The sequence below is a fragment of the Lutimonas saemankumensis genome (assembly GCF_020171465.1).
In the GTDB taxonomy this organism is placed as follows: Bacteria; Bacteroidota; Bacteroidia; order Flavobacteriales; family Flavobacteriaceae; genus Lutimonas; species Lutimonas saemankumensis.
This window is the reverse complement of record NZ_JAIUZR010000003.1, coordinates 333,010-350,453: the sequence shown is the minus strand read 5'-3', so window position 1 is coordinate 350,453 and position 17,444 is coordinate 333,010. Positions and strand designations below refer to the sequence as shown.

Genomic DNA, 17,444 nt, shown 5'->3' with positions numbered 1-17,444 from the left:
AAAGATGAAATTGACATATTCAGGTCTTAAATTGCTCTTCAAAGAAAAATAATATCAGTCCGTTTGGTTCCAGAACGGAAAAGCTTCTGTGTCCCCATGGCTGACTTACTATTTCTTGTTTAAATGGAATTCCCTTTGACTGATATTTATTAAAAAGTTCATCAACATCAGAAACCTGAATAACCATAAAGGCACCTTGAGAAATCCTGTAGTCCAGGCCCTGGTACCTGTATTCATCTCCCTCAGGACGAAGCATAATTTCTATCAATCCTCCACCTGCTTTAAAAACCGCTCCTTTATCATGTTCATTTCTATCCCAGTCATGGGCCAGGTCAAGGCCCAGCCATTTCAGGTAAAATTCGTAGGTTTCCTGGTACTTATCAGTGAAATAAGCAAAACGAAACTGTCCTTGCATTTGATTCATCATTTAATTTACATTAATTGTTTTCTGCCTGATTATCTGGAAGATTCAATTCGTTCTGGAATGGATTGATTCAAAATACCATTACCGATGGTTTTCTGCATTTGATAAATATAATAATTTCAGTTCAGATGTTCTCGAAGCTAATTGAACGCCATGGGAACTTCCATCAAAAGAACCTGACTAAAAGATAAAGAGGTTAATTCTATTTCATTTGCTTCCCAGATCCCCAAGCCGTCTCTTCTGCCTAGTTTTTGACCGTTAATCTCAACCTCCCCTTCCAGGACGAAAAAATAAACTCCACTATCCTGACCCTTCACAACGTATTTCTCTTTAACTCCAGAATCAAATTTACCCAAACTGAACCATGCATCTTGATTGATCCATACCCCCTGATCTTCAGGATTTGGGGAAAGGATCTGATAAAACTGATTCGACTTCTCAACATCCCGAATTGAAATTTGATCATAGCGTGGTTGGACCCCTTTTTTATTGGGAAATACCCAGATTTGCAGAAATTTCACCGGCTGGTCCTGATTTTTATTGTACTCACTATGCATCACGCCTGTACCCGCACTCATTACCTGAACGTCCCCTTCACGAATAACTGTTATGTTTCCCATACTGTCTTTATGTTCAAGATCACCTTCCAGAGGTATTGAAATGATTTCCATATCCTTATGAGGATGTGTTCCAAATCCTTTACCTCCGTGAACCGTATCGTCATTCAACACACGCAGGGCCCCAAAATGTATCCTGTTGGCGTCATGATAATTGGCAAAACTAAAGGTATGATAAGATTCCAGCCAACCATGGTTGGCATGTCCGCGGCTATGGGATAAATGCAATACTGATTTCATAAAATACTGAATTAAAATAAAGATTATTCTTCGATCAAACTTTTAGACATCCTTTAAAGAAGGGGTGGTAAGCTCTTTTACTTTCCATCCTGAAAGTTTAGCTCCAGCCAGATAGGAACTCTCCAAGAAATCAAGCACAGCCTGCCTTGGGTCTGGCAGTGACCTTACATCATCATAACTTAAAAGGGCCATTGGACTTCCATTACTATCCGCCCACTTTGCTGATTCGGGCTTTAAAGTTTCCTTGTCTAAACCTTCCGGGGACGGATAGGTGTAAGAATAATACATAGGTTCCGGAATTGTATCGTCACCAACCCAAAAACCACAACTGATCTGTTCATGGGAATAGGTGTCACGATCTGAAATTCGTACCGATTTATCCATAGGTGGCAGTTTTTTTCCCGAAAATCGAGTGACGGCAAGGTCCATATGGTGCCAATAAATTTGAACAGGACATGTTTTTCCATAAAAACGTCCGCTGAATTCCTTAAATATAGAGTTATTCCACTGCATCAATTGCCAGAATCTGCGAATGGCATTCCAATCAAAGGAACTATAATCCTCTAGTTCTTCAAAAGGTTTGTCAATTCCCATGTCAAAAGGTTTAGGGATAAATTTTGGAGTTAAACCCAATTTTGAAATCTCCCCCATATAACGCTTGTAAAAATGAGCGACCGTCAAGCCCGATTCCAACTTAATCTGTGTAGTCCCCTTTTCACTATGTGATATTGTTACGGCCTTCTGCAGGACATCCAATTCGATCTCAAGACTTGATAAACCTTTGTCTAAAGGAATGGTAAAGGTGCTAAAACCCCTGGCGGATACGTAAATGGTAATGAACCACCAGTGATTCTTTCGATGCGTAAGTCCCAGTCGTGTTTTCCCCATGATCTGCAGGATCAAATGAATTGTTACACGAGTTTCGGTCCAGGAACCATAAGGCAATTGAGGGAGTTTAAGATCAGTCATAATTTAGTTATTTATTCGTTCAAACAAAACGTTTAAGGTTCGGCCACTGTTCACACTTAATCCATCTATTTCATTTGAGGGATTTCGAAGGAACTTAATGGTATAACCCCAATCTGTTTCAAATAAATCAGGGGATATGGGTTTCAACATTATATCTCCAAGCCAACGATGATTTATTTGAAGCTGATCATCTTTTACAACCACATGGTAAAGTGTTTCCAGTTCCTCACTCCAGTAATCATCTTCAAATTTTTTTAATTCCGCTACTTCCGGTGACCATCTTTCAACTCTTTTATACGTTTCAATTGTACCATTCTCTATCGTTAGCCGGGTAGTTCCATCTTCTAAATTTTCAATTTTCATCAGGCCGTTCCAGCCTTCAATACCAAATGAGTTTGGTGACCTCGGAATTAAATTCTCTTCCTCTTCGTAGGTAAGGGAATCCTCGACCATTTTCAATGTGAACGAATCGTTTAAATCTGAAGAAAGATAAAGCCCTTGAAATTGTTCCAATGTTTCCATATCCAAATTAATTTCGGCATATTCTCTTGCCGTCTCAGTGGTCATGTAATCTTCCAGGAATAAATCAGCTATTTTTTCTGTGGAAATCCACCCTTTTCCACCAAAGTTTGAGATCGTTATTATACCAAGATCGTGATCAGGATAATAGCTGAGCTGGGTCGAAAAGGCCTCATGCCCGCCTGTATGCCTATATCTTTTTAGCCCACGATACGTACCGACACCTATTCCAAGTGCATATTCAGAATCCGTACCATCGTTCAATATAAAGGGTGTCAAAAACAAATCATGAACCTCACTTCCCCCCACCTGGGCGGTTCGGAAATTTGAAGTCCATTTCGCTAAATCCGGAACATTGGAATAGATTTCAGCCGCACCAAAAATGGCTCTGTTACTTTCTTGATTGGCATACCCCTCTTCCTTATTGAATACATAAGATTCAGCTGAATTAAATATTACCTCCCCCACATAACTTTCAATTTGGGTATCTTTCATCCCTAATGGATTAAAGATATTGATCGCTACCCACTCATCTGCCGTCTGACCCGTAACTTTCTCTAAAACTTCGGCTAAAATAACCCAGGCCGTACTGTTGTACGTCCAGCGGGAACCAGGGACAAACTCCAATTGAGGTTGCTTTCTGACGACATTTAGGCATTCCTCTCTGGAAAGCCGGTCAACTCCGATGATTCTACCTGATAAATTTGACATCGTATATGCCTCCCGATATCCACTGGTATGGGTCAAAAGATGTCTTAGGGTAACGGTATGATCAAACTCCGGCCAATTCTCAAGATGTTTAGATACCGGATCGTCAAGACTTAATTTTCCTTCCACATGCAATATAGCAAAAGCATATCCAAGAAATTGTTTGGTAACCGATCCCGTATTGAAAACCATACTCGGATCATTTGCAATCCCGTATGACAAATTTGCCAGACCATATCCTTTACTAAAAATGATTTCTCCACCTCTAACAATTCCCACTATGAGTCCCGGGGTAGTATCATTTACTTGGGTGGGAACCAGCGAATCGATCTTTGCTTCAAGTTCAACGGGATTTAAACGTCCGTCTTTGTTTGATGAACAAGCCAGTAGGGCACAAATCAAGATGAGGGATACTAAGATTTTCATGATATTGGTCTGATTTAAAATGGTTTATTATTTATAATTTTTCACCTCCATTCGGGAAATTGAGATCTATTCAGGTCCAGGGTTTCGATAGTTTTCATATCCTCATCACTAAGTTGAAAATTAAAAATATCAATATTTTCCATCATATGAGCCTTTTGGGAGGATCTGGGGATAGCTACCACTCCTCTTTGAAAGTGCCATCTCAGACAAACCTGAGCATTCGTCTTTTGGTACTTTTTTCCTATGGATGCCAAGACCGGGTTAATAAAAATGTTATTCCTTCCGGCAGCAAATGGAGACCAGGCCTCGATCTGTGTTGATGAATTCTTGAGAAAAGGGTATAATATTTTTTCCTGAAAAAACACATGGGTTTCAATCTGATTGATCACAGGTTCAGTTTTTGCATAACTATTCAATTCATTGAGCTGCTCCGGCAAAAAATTGCTCACTCCTATGCTTCGGATCTTACCCTCCTGGCACAGTTCTTCCATAGCTTTCCAGGAGCCTTTTACATCTCCTCTCGGTCGATGGATCAGATAAAGGTCCAAATAATCAAGATCCAACTTTTTTAATGAAGTTTCAAAGGCTTTCTTTGTGCTTTCATAACCTGAATCATACACCCAAAGTTTGGAGGTCACAAACAACTCTTTCCTGTCTATGCCGCTTTGCTTGATACCTTTTCCGACAGCTTCCTCATTACCGTAAATATGTGCAGTGTCTAATAGCCGATAACCTACTGAAATAGCTTCGGATACGCATCGAATTCCTAAAGACCCGTTTAGGACATTTGTACCAAATCCCAAAATGGGCATTTTAACCCCATTATTTAGAGTTACATTCGGAATTAGATTATTTTCCTTTTTATTAGGCAGAGCTCCGAATAATTCCGGGCTAGTTAAGCCAAATAATGCTGTAGCTGTGGCCGCCTTTGTCGTTTCCTTTAAAAACTTACGACGATTCAATCCTTTTTTACTAATGCTCATCTTTCGATATAAAAATTATAAATTCTCACATTTCTATGTAATCAGCTAACTGATACATTTCCACACCCAAAGTCCAAAGATTAAGTGTAGATCCAATGGAGTATAATTTACGATTTTTAAATCAAAATAGTTAGGATTGAGAAAACTATGGGATATCTGTATTTACCTCATTGAATTTTCCTTTGGTCACAACAAGAACCGCAACAATAAAGTAAACCAGGCATACCATAAGATAAGGTCCTCCATATTGGATTGGAAAAGACCAGTTTGTCAATAGTTCCGGTGATATTGGAACTTCACTTTCGGGAGGGAAAAAACTAACAATACTGAGGGATGCGTTTGATACCGCATGAAAACCAACAGCAAAAATCAAACTTCCTCCGGATCGGTTATAAAGCCAGTTAAAAATGAAAGTCCAGGAAAAAATAAAGGCAAGGACATAGACAAAAGGTACATTATGAATTCCCTGATCAAGCCAATAGGTTGGCAAATGCCAGCACAAATGAACCAATGCCAGAATCACGGAGGCTTTTATCGGAGAGTAATGCTTTTGTAATCTTGGTAAGGCAAATCCTCTCCATCCTAATTCCTCGCCAAAACCTGCAATTAAAAATGATGGAATTATTGCTCCCAGCCAATAGGATACATTCAAAATTGAAGGAGATATTTCGCCAATATAAAGGTATTGCCATAAGGATCGCCCGGCGAAATGAATAGAAGCCGGAAGCAATAATAAAAGAACCCACCAATACCATTTGATCTTAAAACGCTTAAAACGCCCCAGCAACTGAAGAAGTCCTTTTTTCTTGTAATAATATCCTGTTAGAAATAACGATGTTAATGACGGTGTCCAAACACCCAGTAAAATGAGTATTACAACATCTGTCTGACGACCGATAAAAAAAAGAGTCCATGACCATGCATAGGTCAGGATAAAAAAGATAAATAACTGCTTCTTTGTGTTTTTCTGTGTTGAATTCATGAATGATAGGTTTCCAACAAACATAGACTAGATCAGCCAAAAATTTGAATCTTCCTTTTGCTATATCATGAAATAGCATAAAATTCTATTGAATATGAAGTTTTTGAAACTCTTTTGGAGTCTGCCCGGTATGTTTTTTAAATAGATAATTAAATCTGCTGTTCGATTTAAAACCTGATTCCTGAGCAATTCCAAATATGGTCTTGTTCTTGTTTCCGGAATCAGTTAATCTTTTCTTCACTTCTTCCAAACGAAATCTAAAAATATATTCTGAAAAGCTCATTTCCAGCTTTTGATTAATCACCTGGGATACGAATTTAGGGCTTATATCAAGTGAACGAGACAATTTTTGCAGGGTCAGGTCTTCCTGAAGATACAATTTATCCTCTTCCATGGCCGCTTCAATTTTAGCTAAATATTGATTCGTTTTTTCCTCCGAAATTTGTGAACCATGATACTTTTTGGGGGTGATTCCCAATTCCCCTGCACTATTCATTTCTTTATAGGCCAGATAAAAAATAGGTATTACTAATAAGGAAGTGAAACTCTGTAGTACAGCGTCCGATAAAATCTTAATTCCCATAGATTCCAGTACATGCAAGCTAAAATTTACAACTATCAAAACGGCAAACACAATAATCGAAGGTAAAATCCAGTTGTAATACCTTTTTGCATTCGAATAATTTTCATAACAATATTTCAATGACAAAAACAAATAAATACTCATTTGTGTAAAGCCTATAAAGGGGACCGCAATTGAAAACCATTTCCAGTCAAAAAGTATATTAATAAGGGCTAAAAATAAAAAAGGAAAAGTATTGAAATAAATAAAACGTCTTTCGGGTTTTTTATCATTATAAATCACATACATATATAAGGCCGGACCTATAAACCACATTAAATTGTTTGAAATGTCCTGTAACAGCGTGTCTTGCAAAAATATACCTGCCACACTGAAATAGGTGTTTAACGAAATTACAGCAAATGTAAAGCACAAAAATGCAAGCAATCTGTTCAGAATCATTAGGCCCTTTGATTTGAAAATAAAATGCAAGCAAAGAAACAAGGCCTGAACGGTTATTATTAAATTAAGTATGGCAAGAATTTTTAAAGCCATTTTATTTTAAATCATTTTTCAATCATTAGATTTTCGGCATAACGCACAGCGCTAACCAGTATATTCTTTCTGTTTGCCGCTTTTTCTTCAAATGAGTCCAGCGTTTCGCGATTCAATTTCCTCCCTTTTATAAAAACTGTTGAAGGATTTTTCAGGGCCGTTAGATCTTCCAGAGGATTGCGGTCTAACAGAAGTAAATTAGCAGCTTTTCCCTCCTCAACAGAACCCATATTATTCATAATTGTATGGGTTTCCGAGGCATTTATGGTGGCGGTTTTAAGAACTTCGTAATTAGAAAGTCCGGCTTCTTTGTAAAATGCCAGCTCCTGATGGATGGAAAAACCCGGGGTAGTAATACCTATTCCGGCATCCGTGCTGCAAACAATGCGTACTCCAGCCTCATGCAGCCTTTTCAAAATATATAAATGAAAATCGTGCTGATCCTTTATCGATTTAACAATATTGGGGTCACTCAATTTTGTATTATACCATCTGTCAAACTGAGCCTTACTATCCACTTTCCTTATTAAAGGGTTCATATAATCAAGCTGTTCTGACTCTAAAACAGCATCATTGGTGAGCATGTTATAGATATTATAATAGCCCGTTAGTGTCGGGCTAAAAGAGCCTTTATTCAAACTCTCGAAGTTATGAATTACCTCTTCTAATTTTAGGGTATCCAGCTTGTAATTTAAGGGTTGCTGAATAATATCTTCAGTGTGCTCAATAGATTTTATTTGTGGGTTAAAGTGATATACATAAGGAACTTTTTGTGAGGGATGCGCAATAACATCTATATCTGATTTCATTGATTGCTCAACAACTGCATCAAAGATATCTGGTGTCAGACCATAATAGGTTTTAATAAAATCATATCCTCTATCTTTATAGGATAACACTTTATCTCTGGCCTCATCCGGGCTCGTTAAATTTAAATTGTCATCCCCAATAAATTCAGGTCCGGTAAGTTTTGGCCCGGTAGTATAAAACAGAGGAGAAACAATTTCATCATTGGCTACATCTTGCTTAATCCTCAAATGCATTGGCATTCCCCATAAATTCCGAACCGCCGTAACCCCATTGGATAAATACAAGCCAAGTTCATATCGATCCCATATATGCACATGCATGTCAATAAGACCAGGAGTCAGAAACCTGTTACCGGCATCAATAATTTCAACCCCTTCTAGTTCGATTTGATCTCCAATCTTTTGAATCACACCATCTTTTACATGTACCATTTTATCGGTCAGTACCGTATCCTGATTCATCGGAATGATATTTACATTTGTGATAAGGTAGGAATCATTGTCAGAAAATTCAATGTTCTTTACCTTCAAATAGCCTGTCCTGTAAGTATCAATTCCAATGGCTACCAACAATAACAACAGTATCGCTCCAACGAGTATCAAGAAGAATTTAAAAATTCGTTTTATTATTTTCATCTTTATCGTATCAGTCTATAATTAAGATTGAGTGTATTATTCTGTGTAGATGTCAAAATCCGCTGAAACTGATCTCATCAATTCTTGATCCGCAAATTCCTCATCTGTCATTCCAGACAATTTCTCAAGGTAGAGATCAAACTGTCCGTTTTTAAAAATCGTCAGCATCTTTCCTCCTTTTTCACAGCTTGCTGCATGCCAAACATTAGGTGGCACAGTTATGGTATCTCCTGCGGTAGCTGTAACAGTACCATCATCAAATATTAAATCTAATTCTCCCTCGAGAATATAAAATACCTCGGTCATTTTTTTATGGTGATGTCTCCCTAAATAAAAACCAGGTTTCAATGTATCTTCAACAAAACATAATTCTCCGTTCGTATTTCTCGAAGACAACTTTACAAAACAATGGTCTTGAGAATAGTTGTAGTTCTCCCCTTTTCCTCTGCGAATAACCTCTTTTTCTTTCATCTCGTCTTATTTTATGCCGTCAAATTTATGCGAAATTAATTTAACTCCCGCACCTCATATCTTCATCAACTTATTCCTCGTCAGCAATTTTAATAATGATATTCCCGGTTTTTTCTCCTGACAGGGCATATTCGTAAGCCTGGTCTATCTCATTCAGTTTGTAAACGCGATCAATTACCGGATTGAATATTTCCTTCTTCATGAGATTCAGGATGTAGGGCATGGTTCTCTTGACGGGAAATGGAATTGGAAAAATGACCTGCTTCCCTCCCAAAATTGGTGTCATTAAGGCAAAAACAAGGTTCTGTGCAAACGGTCCTAATTCTGAAGAAATATAAACACCTCCTTTATTCAAAATTGATTTACACTTACCAAATGTACTTTTCCCAACCGCATCAAATACAAAGTCATACTTTTCCAAATCTTTTGTGAAATCTTCTTTTGAATAATCAATTATTCTGTCTGCTCCTAAAGATCTGACGAGTTCAACATTCTTCGTGTTACAGGTTGCTGTGATAAAAACATCAAACTGTTTAACAAATTGTAAAAGAGCTGAACCTATGGCTCCGGTAGCTCCGTTGATAAGAATTTTGTTTCCGGCCTTAATCTTTGTTTTGTGAATGAAAGTATATGCGTAATGCGCTCCTTCAACACTCGCAACTGCTGTTGCATAATCTATATTCGGTGGAATTTTCAAGATATTTCCATCTTCAGGAATGGTCAAATATTCAGCTTGAGAGTCATAGCCCAAATCGTTAAATCCAAATAACCTATCCTTCAATTTAAATGTTTTTACCTCCTTTCCAACTCCTACTACTTCCCCGGCAAAATCAGTTCCCAAAATTACTTTTTTAGGTCTTAGAAAGCCCAGTATAAATCTCATTAATAAGGGTTTTGCGGTAAGATTAGCACAGTCGGTTCTATTAACCGTTGTGGCAAAAACCTTAACCAATACTTCATTAGAACCGTGACTCGGACTTTCAACATCAGTAACCTGAATAATTTCGGGGGGTCCATAAGATTTTCGAAGTGCTGCTTTCATTGTGGATTTGAGTTATTTTTTATTTTGTCAAACAGTCTTTTCACATGTAAATCGCCAAATCCATAAATGCTTTTACGTTTACAAAATTCTCTGAATACAATCCCAAAATCATCTGTCTTTAATTCACTCATTATGGTTTTAAGAGATCTGATAGGCCTTCCCTCATTATTATGATCAGGCAGTCGATCCAAATGCGCCTCTACTGCCTTGTCGATAAATGGATACAAATGACCCAACTTTTTCGCATTTAAGGCTAAGTTCTTTAGATCATTGTTTTGATAATGTATCCAAAGGTCTGCCAATATATCAAGATCCGTAATTACTGATCTGTTATTGTAAATCGAAACCAGTTCAGGCTCGGACAATCCTCCGAATCCATATTGGTCATGTGTTTCCGGCCTGATTAGATAAGCTTTAATCTTCTCTTTTTTTTTCGCCAATAGATACGAAATGAACCAGAAATTAACCTGACAAAACAAATCATCTTCAAACCAAAGATTGATCTCGGAATTGTCTTCAATTGCAACAATTCGGTTGAATTCAGTTACTGTATCATTGTAATAATCTTGTGGAGTGACCTGATAATGGTTACTGAGAAAATTTGCCCTTGTACTATAGAGATCATCCAAGTCGCTGCCATCCACATTACCGTCGACCAAACATTCTCTGGCAACAATAAGTTCTCCATGAATGCTTTTGGGAAAGCGATCCTTTAACGCATCACCATTCAGAATATGGTACTGTTTTTTCATTGGTTTCTATTAATCTTTCTGAGTTGATTCATGACAAATTGGAAGTTCAATTCCTTGTTGAAAACATTCTGTTGTATCCAAACTGGTTTTTCTCAACAGGCCTTCCAGTTTCAGCGTAAAATTTGAAGCCCTTGACAACCGACTTCACATATTTTGACATCGTGGGCAAAAAATAGAGATCCCTGATAAGACCCCTGATAAGCTTCGTATATTTCTTTAAGGCAATGTCCGGATAAGAATTGATTGTTATAGATAGCTCCGATATTTGATGATTAACTACAGTGATTTTCCAGAGAACCTTAGCTACTGCATAAGGATAAGTCTTCTTTCCGATAAGTAATTCATATCCTACGCCCTCATTCCATGAAGTAAATAACCTATTTAAAACCAGCCCATTATAATATTCAATTGTATCCTCTGCTCCAACCTGAGCCCAGGTGATCACCGTATTTTTCTTACAAAAAGGATGGCAATTATTAAGATTCCCCGAGGACGAAATGACTTCCCATAGCTCCTCTGAAGAGACATTTACGTTTCCCTTATATGAAATGACGGATGCAGTTAAATGAGAATCTATTTTCATAAGAGCATATCAAGTTGTAAAAATTGCTATCAAAGATATTCATCGTGATGCACTGAAACAAGTACCCTGAGATATTCCATCCTTATTTATCCCATTTTCAACTCAAATTTAATCTTTCTCACCCCGTGATCGGTGTCCCATTGATAAACTTCCTCAAAATCAAAACTCTGATATAAATTAGTTGCCGGGCCATTCCCCAGGCCTGTTTCCACAACAAACAAATTTGAATCATACATATTCAAAACAAATTGCAGGAGTTCTCTGGCTATTCCTTGACGAAAGTAATCCGGATGCACGACCAAACTATTAATATGTGTAAAATGAGGAGTATCATTGATTTCAACAACCCCGGCTAATTCTTCCCTTTTATAATAACCAAAAAAAGATGTTTGACAATTTATATAATCCTCTAGAGGTCTTTTTAAGGGAGGGAAATCTATTGCATTTAAAAGATTAGCCTCAACGGCATATGAAGCCTGAAAAACAGCATAAATACTTTTCGCAATTTGAGTATCCTGATTGAACAAGATTTTAATCATTCTCTTGTTTTGTATTGATCTAGTTTGAGGCTCATGATATAAAAATTTAGCGATCCGTTTTCACTGGAAGATATAATCGATTTGAAATTCTCATAGCTTTCAGCAGCTTTTTCCTTTATACCGCCTTGTTTTCTTCCTGATGTAAATATCAAATACATACCATCAGGTGTTACATATGGGCTTCCATCAATTTCATTGCTATTTACACCCTCACCCATATTAACAGGATCTGACCATTTCATATTATCTTCTCTGAAACTAATGTATAAATCACTCTTACCGTAACCATCAGGTTCATCGACACGAACAAAAATAATAAAAGATTCATCCACTGATATAAAGGCATCTGCTTCCATCTTATCTGTATTTATATTGTCAGGTAAACGAACAGGTTTCTGGTATTCACCGTTTTCAAACCTTGAAAAATATATATCTGAATTTCCTGATTTATCTGAAGAAAAGTAAATGCTTCTATTCTTGGTCATGACCGGGTAAAACTCATTGCCTGAAGATGTTATTGGTGATCCGAATGGAGTTGGATCCTGCCATGATCCATTCTTAAACTCTGAAACCCAGATATTGAAATTAAATCCGTCCGGCTTACCTTCGAAGTCTTTAAAAGTAGAAAAAAGCATCAGATTACCATCCGGTGAGATCTGAACATCAGACATCGGTGTATCAGCCCACACAAAAGGCACAAATTCGGGGCTCCCAAAATTCCCTTCTTCAAATTTTTGGTATGCAATTCCTGTAATTCCCAGTTTTTGAGACGTGGCGGTATAATAAATCGTTCTACCGTCCGGACTCATACTGGTATTAAATTTATCAATATTCGTAGAGATCATCTCGGGGTAAAACTTTACAGGTTTTTCAATAATTGAATCAATTCTATAAGGATGCGTAATGCGCACAGATGGTTCCGTTTTATTTGCTCTTTTGTTATTTAAACAGGCTGTGCTCAGTATTAGGATTAATAGTGAGATGATTTTAAATTTCATATATATTGCTTAAAATTTAGTTAGATTCCTTTAGGTATTCTTGAACACTATGAAATCCATTATTTGACTAAATCCAAATTTGCAACATTTCTGAAATGCTTAAATGAATTTTAACGACATTTAACAACTTTTTAAAATAGAATGAAATTCCTCATAATCCGGAAGTTTATACTTAAAACTTTTTAGATGCAATAATTATACCCGTTGACCAATTCATTTTTGTCAGGTTAAAATCCTCTCGTTTTTCAAGATATTCAATAAGGTGCTTTACATGCTCCTGATGACCTTCGGGCCAGTTAGGCTGCGTTATCATGTCGTCAATAATGTAAAGCCCACCAATTTTAACCAACTCAAGAACTTCTTCTATCTCACTGTATTTGCCCGGCCAGGCATCTGCAAATATCAGATCGAATTTTTCGCCATTATAATTTTTTATCCATTCTGAGCCATCCTCGCAAACTATATCAACCCTTTGGTCGTTTGCGAAGAATTTCTTAACTATTTCGGTTAATTTCGAATCATTATCAACCGAGATAATTCTGGACATGTCATCCATCCCGTCAACCATCCAGGATAAGGATAAACCTATTCCGGTCCCCAATTCAAGAAGATTGCACCCGGGTTTTGAACTTACTAATGTCTTCAAAAGAGATCCTGTATAAAGGTCTGAAGGCATGGTAAAGCCAATTTCAGAGCATTTCGCCTCTATTTCTGCATGGATTTCGGGTCTGTTCAATATATTTGAATCGTTCATTTTTCGAGTAACTAAGTCTGATTATTTTTCCTCAGAAGTTTGTTTCAAATTCGAAACTGAAGATAAGGAATCTCCCATATATACCGTGATATCCAGCTCTTCATATTTCGAACTTAATTCTCCCATATCCAACTCTCTATTCTTTAAGTGTTTATCAAAAAAATAAGTAACAACCATATTCGATATCTCAAGACCATAGAGAGGGTCAATATTACCAGCCTGACTCATGGAATTTAACGGAATCATCAATGGAATATCCATAAAATTACTATGGCCCGTTTGCGAGATTATACCTTCATAAAAAACAGAAGAACTCTTATTAATATAGGCATGTTGATTTAAATTCTCGTGTTCCACAGGCCAGTCTGCGGATAAGAACAGAAATGGTTTCTGAAAGGTTGTATCAACAATCTTACCCCACTGAACCCCATCCAGATTAATGCCTGCCTTTATTCTGCTTTCCATGAGCAGGGAATGACCAGCCGCTCCACCTCCTCTGGAATGACCAAAAACACCAACTTTTGAAACATCGAGGCTTCCTTTAAAAAATCCGGAGTTGTTCCAGTTATCCAGTTTTTTGTCCACATCAATTATATCCCTGGCCCATCGCTCCACCATGCCTTTGACAAAATAGTTCCTTAAACCTTTCTGTACAATGGTATGACGATCTTCAAATGAAAGATCACTTTTAAAGGATTCTATAACGGGCTCCATAATGTGCCAGGTATCTTTCTGAATCAAATCAGCATAAGCATAATCAAAATATGCTTCAGCTCCATCAGGGAAAGAAGTACCGGTACTTTCATAGGTATGATTAAGTGCAAATACAACATATCCCTGACTGGCAATTTCAGATAGCAAGGCATAGTACCCATTGGCTTTTGAATTGTATCCATGAGAAAATATCAAAACAGGAAAGGATCCGTCCGCAATAGGAACATTTCTAAAAACATGGGTATCGACCTTATCCAGATAATTTAGAAATGAAACCGGCAGGCCATATTTTTGCGCAAAGCCATTTCTTCCCGCTTTGTCCACATATGGATCCTTTTCAGCTCCATCTTCAGTTGATGGATACCAGGCTTTTATCATTAGGTTTCTCTTATCCGATGGGTCAACTGTAATTACCTCATCGCGATCCAGTTCAAGATGGATGTCCTTTGTTCCTACGATATAGGTCCCTGTTGGTTCCGGTAACTTAAAAACGGGCAACACAGAGGGAAGCATTACAGACAAGGCCAAAAGAATAAATAGACCAACGGTTTTAAGAACAAACACCAGGGTTGAAGGTGTTGCATCCGCCCTTCTTAAGGCTGTGATTAGAGCAATCAGCCAAATGAAATAGGCAGGTATCATTTGCCAGCGTGATCCCTCAAGTAAAACATGTACCAGTAGTATGATGATCAGCAAACCGACCACATAGGGTTTGCTCAGCCTTTTGTTGACAGGACGATTGAAAACGATGTAAAAAACGGATGCTAGAAGCATTAGTATTTCCAGATATTGCATGTGTTTTGATTTTTAAGTTGTTGATAACAAATTTCAATACAACAAAACAATTGCACAAGGTCATATCCCTATCAAAACCTGTAAAATACCCCTGAAAAATTGTATCATCTGCAAACCAATGTTAATTCTGAAGATCCTTCTTAATAAATTTACCAGATTTTTAGTTTGTTTTACGGATTGCTCTCTCAGCCTGAATGATATGTCTCAAATTATGGTAGATTACAACCCTAAAAGAATCGCCCAATCTGATTCTAATCCATTTAGAAACATAAATACCTGTCTTATTAGCTGTCAGGCTTACTCCATTAGCTTGTTCCAACAACTCAAGTAAAGAATTTTGTTGATTTCGAAACTCTTCAAGTACGGATTTATCCAGTTTGCTTTTGACCGGGTTCATCGATTTAAAGGTTTTGACTTTTTTCATTTTTTCATCAGGAAGCATGCTTTTGGCAAAAAAGTTTCCAAACCATCCACTTCTGAATTGAGTCTCCCCGGATCTTTTGGATTTCTGTATGGAGTTCCTGATCTCTGCGATATAGAATGCGCCACAAATATTCAAATGTTTCAGGCACTCCAAAGCACTCCATTTATCTTTATCCTGTTTAAAATTCAACGCTTCTTCCGAAAGATCCAAAAACTTTTCGGTACGCGTTAAAATGTCCTGGGTCATCTCAACCAAATCCGCCAGAAATACTTCTGATTTCATATTTTATGAATTGTTCTAAAAAGTTCCTCTTAAACCTGTCCTAACCCTATTATTTAAAAAGAAACAAATCAATAATTGACAGTTACTCTTTGTATTCGAAATTTTATTTATACTCTAATTTAAACAGCGTATCCTAACATTATTCTTGAAAGATTTAACAATAACGATCACATTTAAATCTTTGAAACAATTAAGGTCTCAGCCTTTTCATTACGAACATCCAGCGTAAATTTCAATTTTACTTCATCCTCAACATTTATCATTAGGTTACTGCTGCCAGGTACTCTGACCAAAGAAGTCTTCTTTCCGACTGAAACGTTTTGCTTTGAGGAATTTGCCCCAAAATCAAAATCCCAGCTCATGGGAGCAATTTTAAACTCATAGTTACCCTTCTGAAAAGTAGTTACCGTTTCAAAAACTCCGTTCCCTTTATAGGTAAATTCCGGGGTGTCATTCCATTTTTTACCCCAGTCGTTCATACTTCCAAACAAATACAGTTTCTCCCCTGAAAACGGTTCTACGTCCATCTCGTCCAGCTTCGCTTCTAATTTAGGAATAACATCTTCCAGTTTTTCTTCATTAATGATAGATAGGGCAAGATCCAAAGCGACGCGTTGATCGATTTGAATATCGGGCTTAACACCCTTCCCTTCAATTCGACCGATTCGGCTCGAATAATATTCGGCAATAGGAACTGATAATTGAAAACCATTGGGCAAATCATACATTTTTTGTGACAACATTTCCCCAGCCGATGTTTCACCGATGATGGTCACTTTCTTCTCCCTTGCCAATGCATCAACGGCAAACTCAGCAGCACTGGCTGTTTCCGTGCTAATTAATACATAAACGGGGCCTTCAAAGTGAGGATTCATCGGTCCAAACTTCACGCGAGTTAAAGGCTCCTGCTGAACGTCCTTCCAAAATGTTTTAATGGACCAGCCATGCCAGGAACTTAATCCCTCACCATCAGATAACTGTGGTGCCCGTGAGTTATTCTCCCACCACTTCCGGGATACGAATACACCGGCATCAACGGAATCGCTCAGAATATGCCCGATAAGGGGAACTCCTGCAAAGGTCCCTCCTTTGTTCTTTCTAAGATCTATGATTAGAGATTGGGCATTGTTCTTATCAATATCCCTGTAAGCCTGAAAAACACGTTCTTTTGTATCCACACCGGTCATGGTTGAGACCGTAAGAATAGCATTTTTGTCGATCCAATCCAGCGAAACACTCTGTTCCCCTACTCTGATGCTGTCGATAAAATCAGCCATCTCCTCGGCACTCCTCTCTGCCATACTCAACCTAACATGAGAAAACGGCCCCTCGCTCCAAACTGCGTTGAACCCGTTTACAAACTCTTGATTAGTCTTAGCAGATTTAGCCAGAGCCAGAACTTTTTCTTCCAGTTCAAAATATTGTTCTGTCTTCAACTCCTCTGGATTGTAATGGAACATGGACATTAATTGTGATATGCTGTCCGTAACACTGATCAGGTCTCGATTAAGTGCTTCATCCTTTTTATTAGATGAGGGATTTTGACAAGAATAAACAAGGATAGTAAGTAAAAGTAGAGTCAATTGCTTCATTTTCTAATTGAATTTTTCAATTTGACTCACCTCATCTTATTTTGTTACAAAATTTTGATCAATCAGAC

At 37.6% G+C, this 17,444-nt stretch carries 18 protein-coding genes; all 18 read right to left on the bottom strand.

Annotated elements, in window-relative coordinates; translation table 11 throughout:
* Window positions 1-19 precede the first annotated feature (19 nt).
* Window positions 20-427 (bottom strand): VOC family protein, encoded by a 408-nt coding sequence (locus LCM02_RS03000; RefSeq protein WP_224926842.1) that lies wholly within the window; start codon window positions 425-427, stop codon window positions 20-22.
* A gap of 137 nt (window positions 428-564) precedes the next feature.
* Window positions 565-1,281 carry a pirin family protein gene (locus LCM02_RS02995; protein WP_224926841.1) on the bottom strand — a complete coding sequence of 239 codons (717 nt, stop codon included), beginning with the start codon at window positions 1,279-1,281 and terminating at the stop codon, window positions 565-567.
* 42 nt (window positions 1,282-1,323) lie between these two features.
* On the bottom strand, window positions 1,324-2,250 hold the full coding sequence (locus LCM02_RS02990) for a DUF5996 family protein (RefSeq protein WP_224926840.1): 927 nt from the start codon (window positions 2,248-2,250) through the stop codon (window positions 1,324-1,326).
* A gap of 3 nt (window positions 2,251-2,253) precedes the next feature.
* Window positions 2,254-3,903, bottom strand: a complete 1,650-nt coding sequence (locus LCM02_RS02985) for a serine hydrolase domain-containing protein (RefSeq protein ID WP_224926839.1) — start codon at window positions 3,901-3,903, stop codon at window positions 2,254-2,256.
* Between the two features lie 41 nt (window positions 3,904-3,944).
* Window positions 3,945-4,748 (bottom strand): aldo/keto reductase, encoded by an 804-nt coding sequence (locus LCM02_RS02980; protein WP_394369932.1) that lies wholly within the window; start codon window positions 4,746-4,748, stop codon window positions 3,945-3,947.
* A 283-nt stretch (window positions 4,749-5,031) separates the two neighbouring features.
* Window positions 5,032-5,868 carry a CPBP family intramembrane glutamic endopeptidase gene (locus tag LCM02_RS02975; RefSeq protein ID WP_224926837.1) on the bottom strand — a complete coding sequence of 279 codons (837 nt, stop codon included), beginning with the start codon at window positions 5,866-5,868 and terminating at the stop codon, window positions 5,032-5,034.
* An 85-nt stretch (window positions 5,869-5,953) separates the two neighbouring features.
* Complete coding sequence (locus LCM02_RS02970; protein ID WP_224926836.1) at window positions 5,954-6,892, bottom strand: helix-turn-helix domain-containing protein; 939 nt, start codon at window positions 6,890-6,892, stop codon at window positions 5,954-5,956.
* Window positions 6,893-6,996: 104 nt separating this feature from the next.
* Window positions 6,997-8,430 carry an amidohydrolase family protein gene (locus LCM02_RS02965; RefSeq protein WP_224926835.1) on the bottom strand — a complete coding sequence of 478 codons (1,434 nt, stop codon included), beginning with the start codon at window positions 8,428-8,430 and terminating at the stop codon, window positions 6,997-6,999.
* A gap of 36 nt (window positions 8,431-8,466) precedes the next feature.
* A complete protein-coding gene (locus LCM02_RS02960; RefSeq protein ID WP_224926834.1) occupies window positions 8,467-8,901 on the bottom strand; it encodes a cupin domain-containing protein in 435 nt (144 codons plus the stop codon).
* A 70-nt stretch (window positions 8,902-8,971) separates the two neighbouring features.
* Entirely contained in the window at window positions 8,972-9,943 is a 972-nt protein-coding gene (locus LCM02_RS02955; RefSeq protein WP_224926833.1) for an NAD(P)-dependent alcohol dehydrogenase, read from the bottom strand.
* Entirely contained in the window at window positions 9,940-10,695 is a 756-nt protein-coding gene (locus LCM02_RS02950; RefSeq protein ID WP_224926832.1) for a DUF1835 domain-containing protein, read from the bottom strand. Before LCM02_RS02950 ends, LCM02_RS02955 begins: the two co-directional genes overlap by 4 nt.
* Before the next feature lie 46 nt (window positions 10,696-10,741).
* Window positions 10,742-11,278 carry a hypothetical protein gene (locus LCM02_RS02945; RefSeq protein ID WP_224926831.1) on the bottom strand — a complete coding sequence of 179 codons (537 nt, stop codon included), beginning with the start codon at window positions 11,276-11,278 and terminating at the stop codon, window positions 10,742-10,744.
* A gap of 86 nt (window positions 11,279-11,364) precedes the next feature.
* The gene (locus tag LCM02_RS02940; protein ID WP_224926830.1) at window positions 11,365-11,817 is read right to left on the bottom strand and encodes a GNAT family N-acetyltransferase; all 453 of its coding nucleotides are present in this window, start codon (window positions 11,815-11,817) and stop codon (window positions 11,365-11,367) included.
* Window positions 11,814-12,815: a TolB family protein gene (locus LCM02_RS02935; RefSeq protein WP_224926829.1), complete on the bottom strand. Its 1,002-nt coding sequence runs from the start codon at window positions 12,813-12,815 to the stop codon at window positions 11,814-11,816. Before LCM02_RS02935 ends, LCM02_RS02940 begins: the two co-directional genes overlap by 4 nt.
* Window positions 12,816-12,987: 172 nt before the next feature.
* Complete coding sequence (locus tag LCM02_RS02930; RefSeq protein ID WP_224926828.1) at window positions 12,988-13,569, bottom strand: O-methyltransferase; 582 nt, start codon at window positions 13,567-13,569, stop codon at window positions 12,988-12,990.
* Window positions 13,570-13,590: 21 nt separating this feature from the next.
* Window positions 13,591-15,078 (bottom strand): alpha/beta hydrolase, encoded by a 1,488-nt coding sequence (locus LCM02_RS02925; RefSeq protein ID WP_224926827.1) that lies wholly within the window; start codon window positions 15,076-15,078, stop codon window positions 13,591-13,593.
* A 160-nt stretch (window positions 15,079-15,238) separates the two neighbouring features.
* Entirely contained in the window at window positions 15,239-15,784 is a 546-nt protein-coding gene (locus tag LCM02_RS02920) for a DinB family protein (protein ID WP_224926826.1), read from the bottom strand.
* Window positions 15,785-15,957: 173 nt separating this feature from the next.
* On the bottom strand, window positions 15,958-17,376 hold the full coding sequence (locus tag LCM02_RS02915) for a S41 family peptidase (RefSeq protein ID WP_224926825.1): 1,419 nt from the start codon (window positions 17,374-17,376) through the stop codon (window positions 15,958-15,960).
* Window positions 17,377-17,444 lie beyond the last annotated feature (68 nt).

Coding starts and splice junctions, on each gene's coding strand:
- LCM02_RS03000 (WP_224926842.1), bottom strand. CDS start 427: ATGATGAATCAAATGCAAGGACAGTTTCGTTTTGCTTATTTCACTGAT.
- LCM02_RS02995 (WP_224926841.1), bottom strand. CDS start 1,281: ATGAAATCAGTATTGCATTTATCCCATAGCCGCGGACATGCCAACCAT.
- LCM02_RS02990 (WP_224926840.1), bottom strand. CDS start 2,250: ATGACTGATCTTAAACTCCCTCAATTGCCTTATGGTTCCTGGACCGAA.
- LCM02_RS02985 (WP_224926839.1), bottom strand. CDS start 3,903: ATGAAAATCTTAGTATCCCTCATCTTGATTTGTGCCCTACTGGCTTGT.
- LCM02_RS02975 (WP_224926837.1), bottom strand. CDS start 5,868: ATGAATTCAACACAGAAAAACACAAAGAAGCAGTTATTTATCTTTTTT.
- LCM02_RS02970 (WP_224926836.1), bottom strand. CDS start 6,892: ATGATTCTGAACAGATTGCTTGCATTTTTGTGCTTTACATTTGCTGTA.
- LCM02_RS02965 (WP_224926835.1), bottom strand. CDS start 8,430: ATGAAAATAATAAAACGAATTTTTAAATTCTTCTTGATACTCGTTGGA.
- LCM02_RS02960 (WP_224926834.1), bottom strand. CDS start 8,901: ATGAAAGAAAAAGAGGTTATTCGCAGAGGAAAAGGGGAGAACTACAAC.
- LCM02_RS02955 (WP_224926833.1), bottom strand. CDS start 9,943: ATGAAAGCAGCACTTCGAAAATCTTATGGACCCCCCGAAATTATTCAG.
- LCM02_RS02950 (WP_224926832.1), bottom strand. CDS start 10,695: ATGAAAAAACAGTACCATATTCTGAATGGTGATGCGTTAAAGGATCGC.
- LCM02_RS02945 (WP_224926831.1), bottom strand. CDS start 11,278: ATGAAAATAGATTCTCATTTAACTGCATCCGTCATTTCATATAAGGGA.
- LCM02_RS02940 (WP_224926830.1), bottom strand. CDS start 11,817: ATGATTAAAATCTTGTTCAATCAGGATACTCAAATTGCGAAAAGTATT.
- LCM02_RS02935 (WP_224926829.1), bottom strand. CDS start 12,815: ATGAAATTTAAAATCATCTCACTATTAATCCTAATACTGAGCACAGCC.
- LCM02_RS02930 (WP_224926828.1), bottom strand. CDS start 13,569: ATGAACGATTCAAATATATTGAACAGACCCGAAATCCATGCAGAAATA.
- LCM02_RS02925 (WP_224926827.1), bottom strand. CDS start 15,078: ATGCAATATCTGGAAATACTAATGCTTCTAGCATCCGTTTTTTACATC.
- LCM02_RS02920 (WP_224926826.1), bottom strand. CDS start 15,784: ATGAAATCAGAAGTATTTCTGGCGGATTTGGTTGAGATGACCCAGGAC.
- LCM02_RS02915 (WP_224926825.1), bottom strand. CDS start 17,376: ATGAAGCAATTGACTCTACTTTTACTTACTATCCTTGTTTATTCTTGT.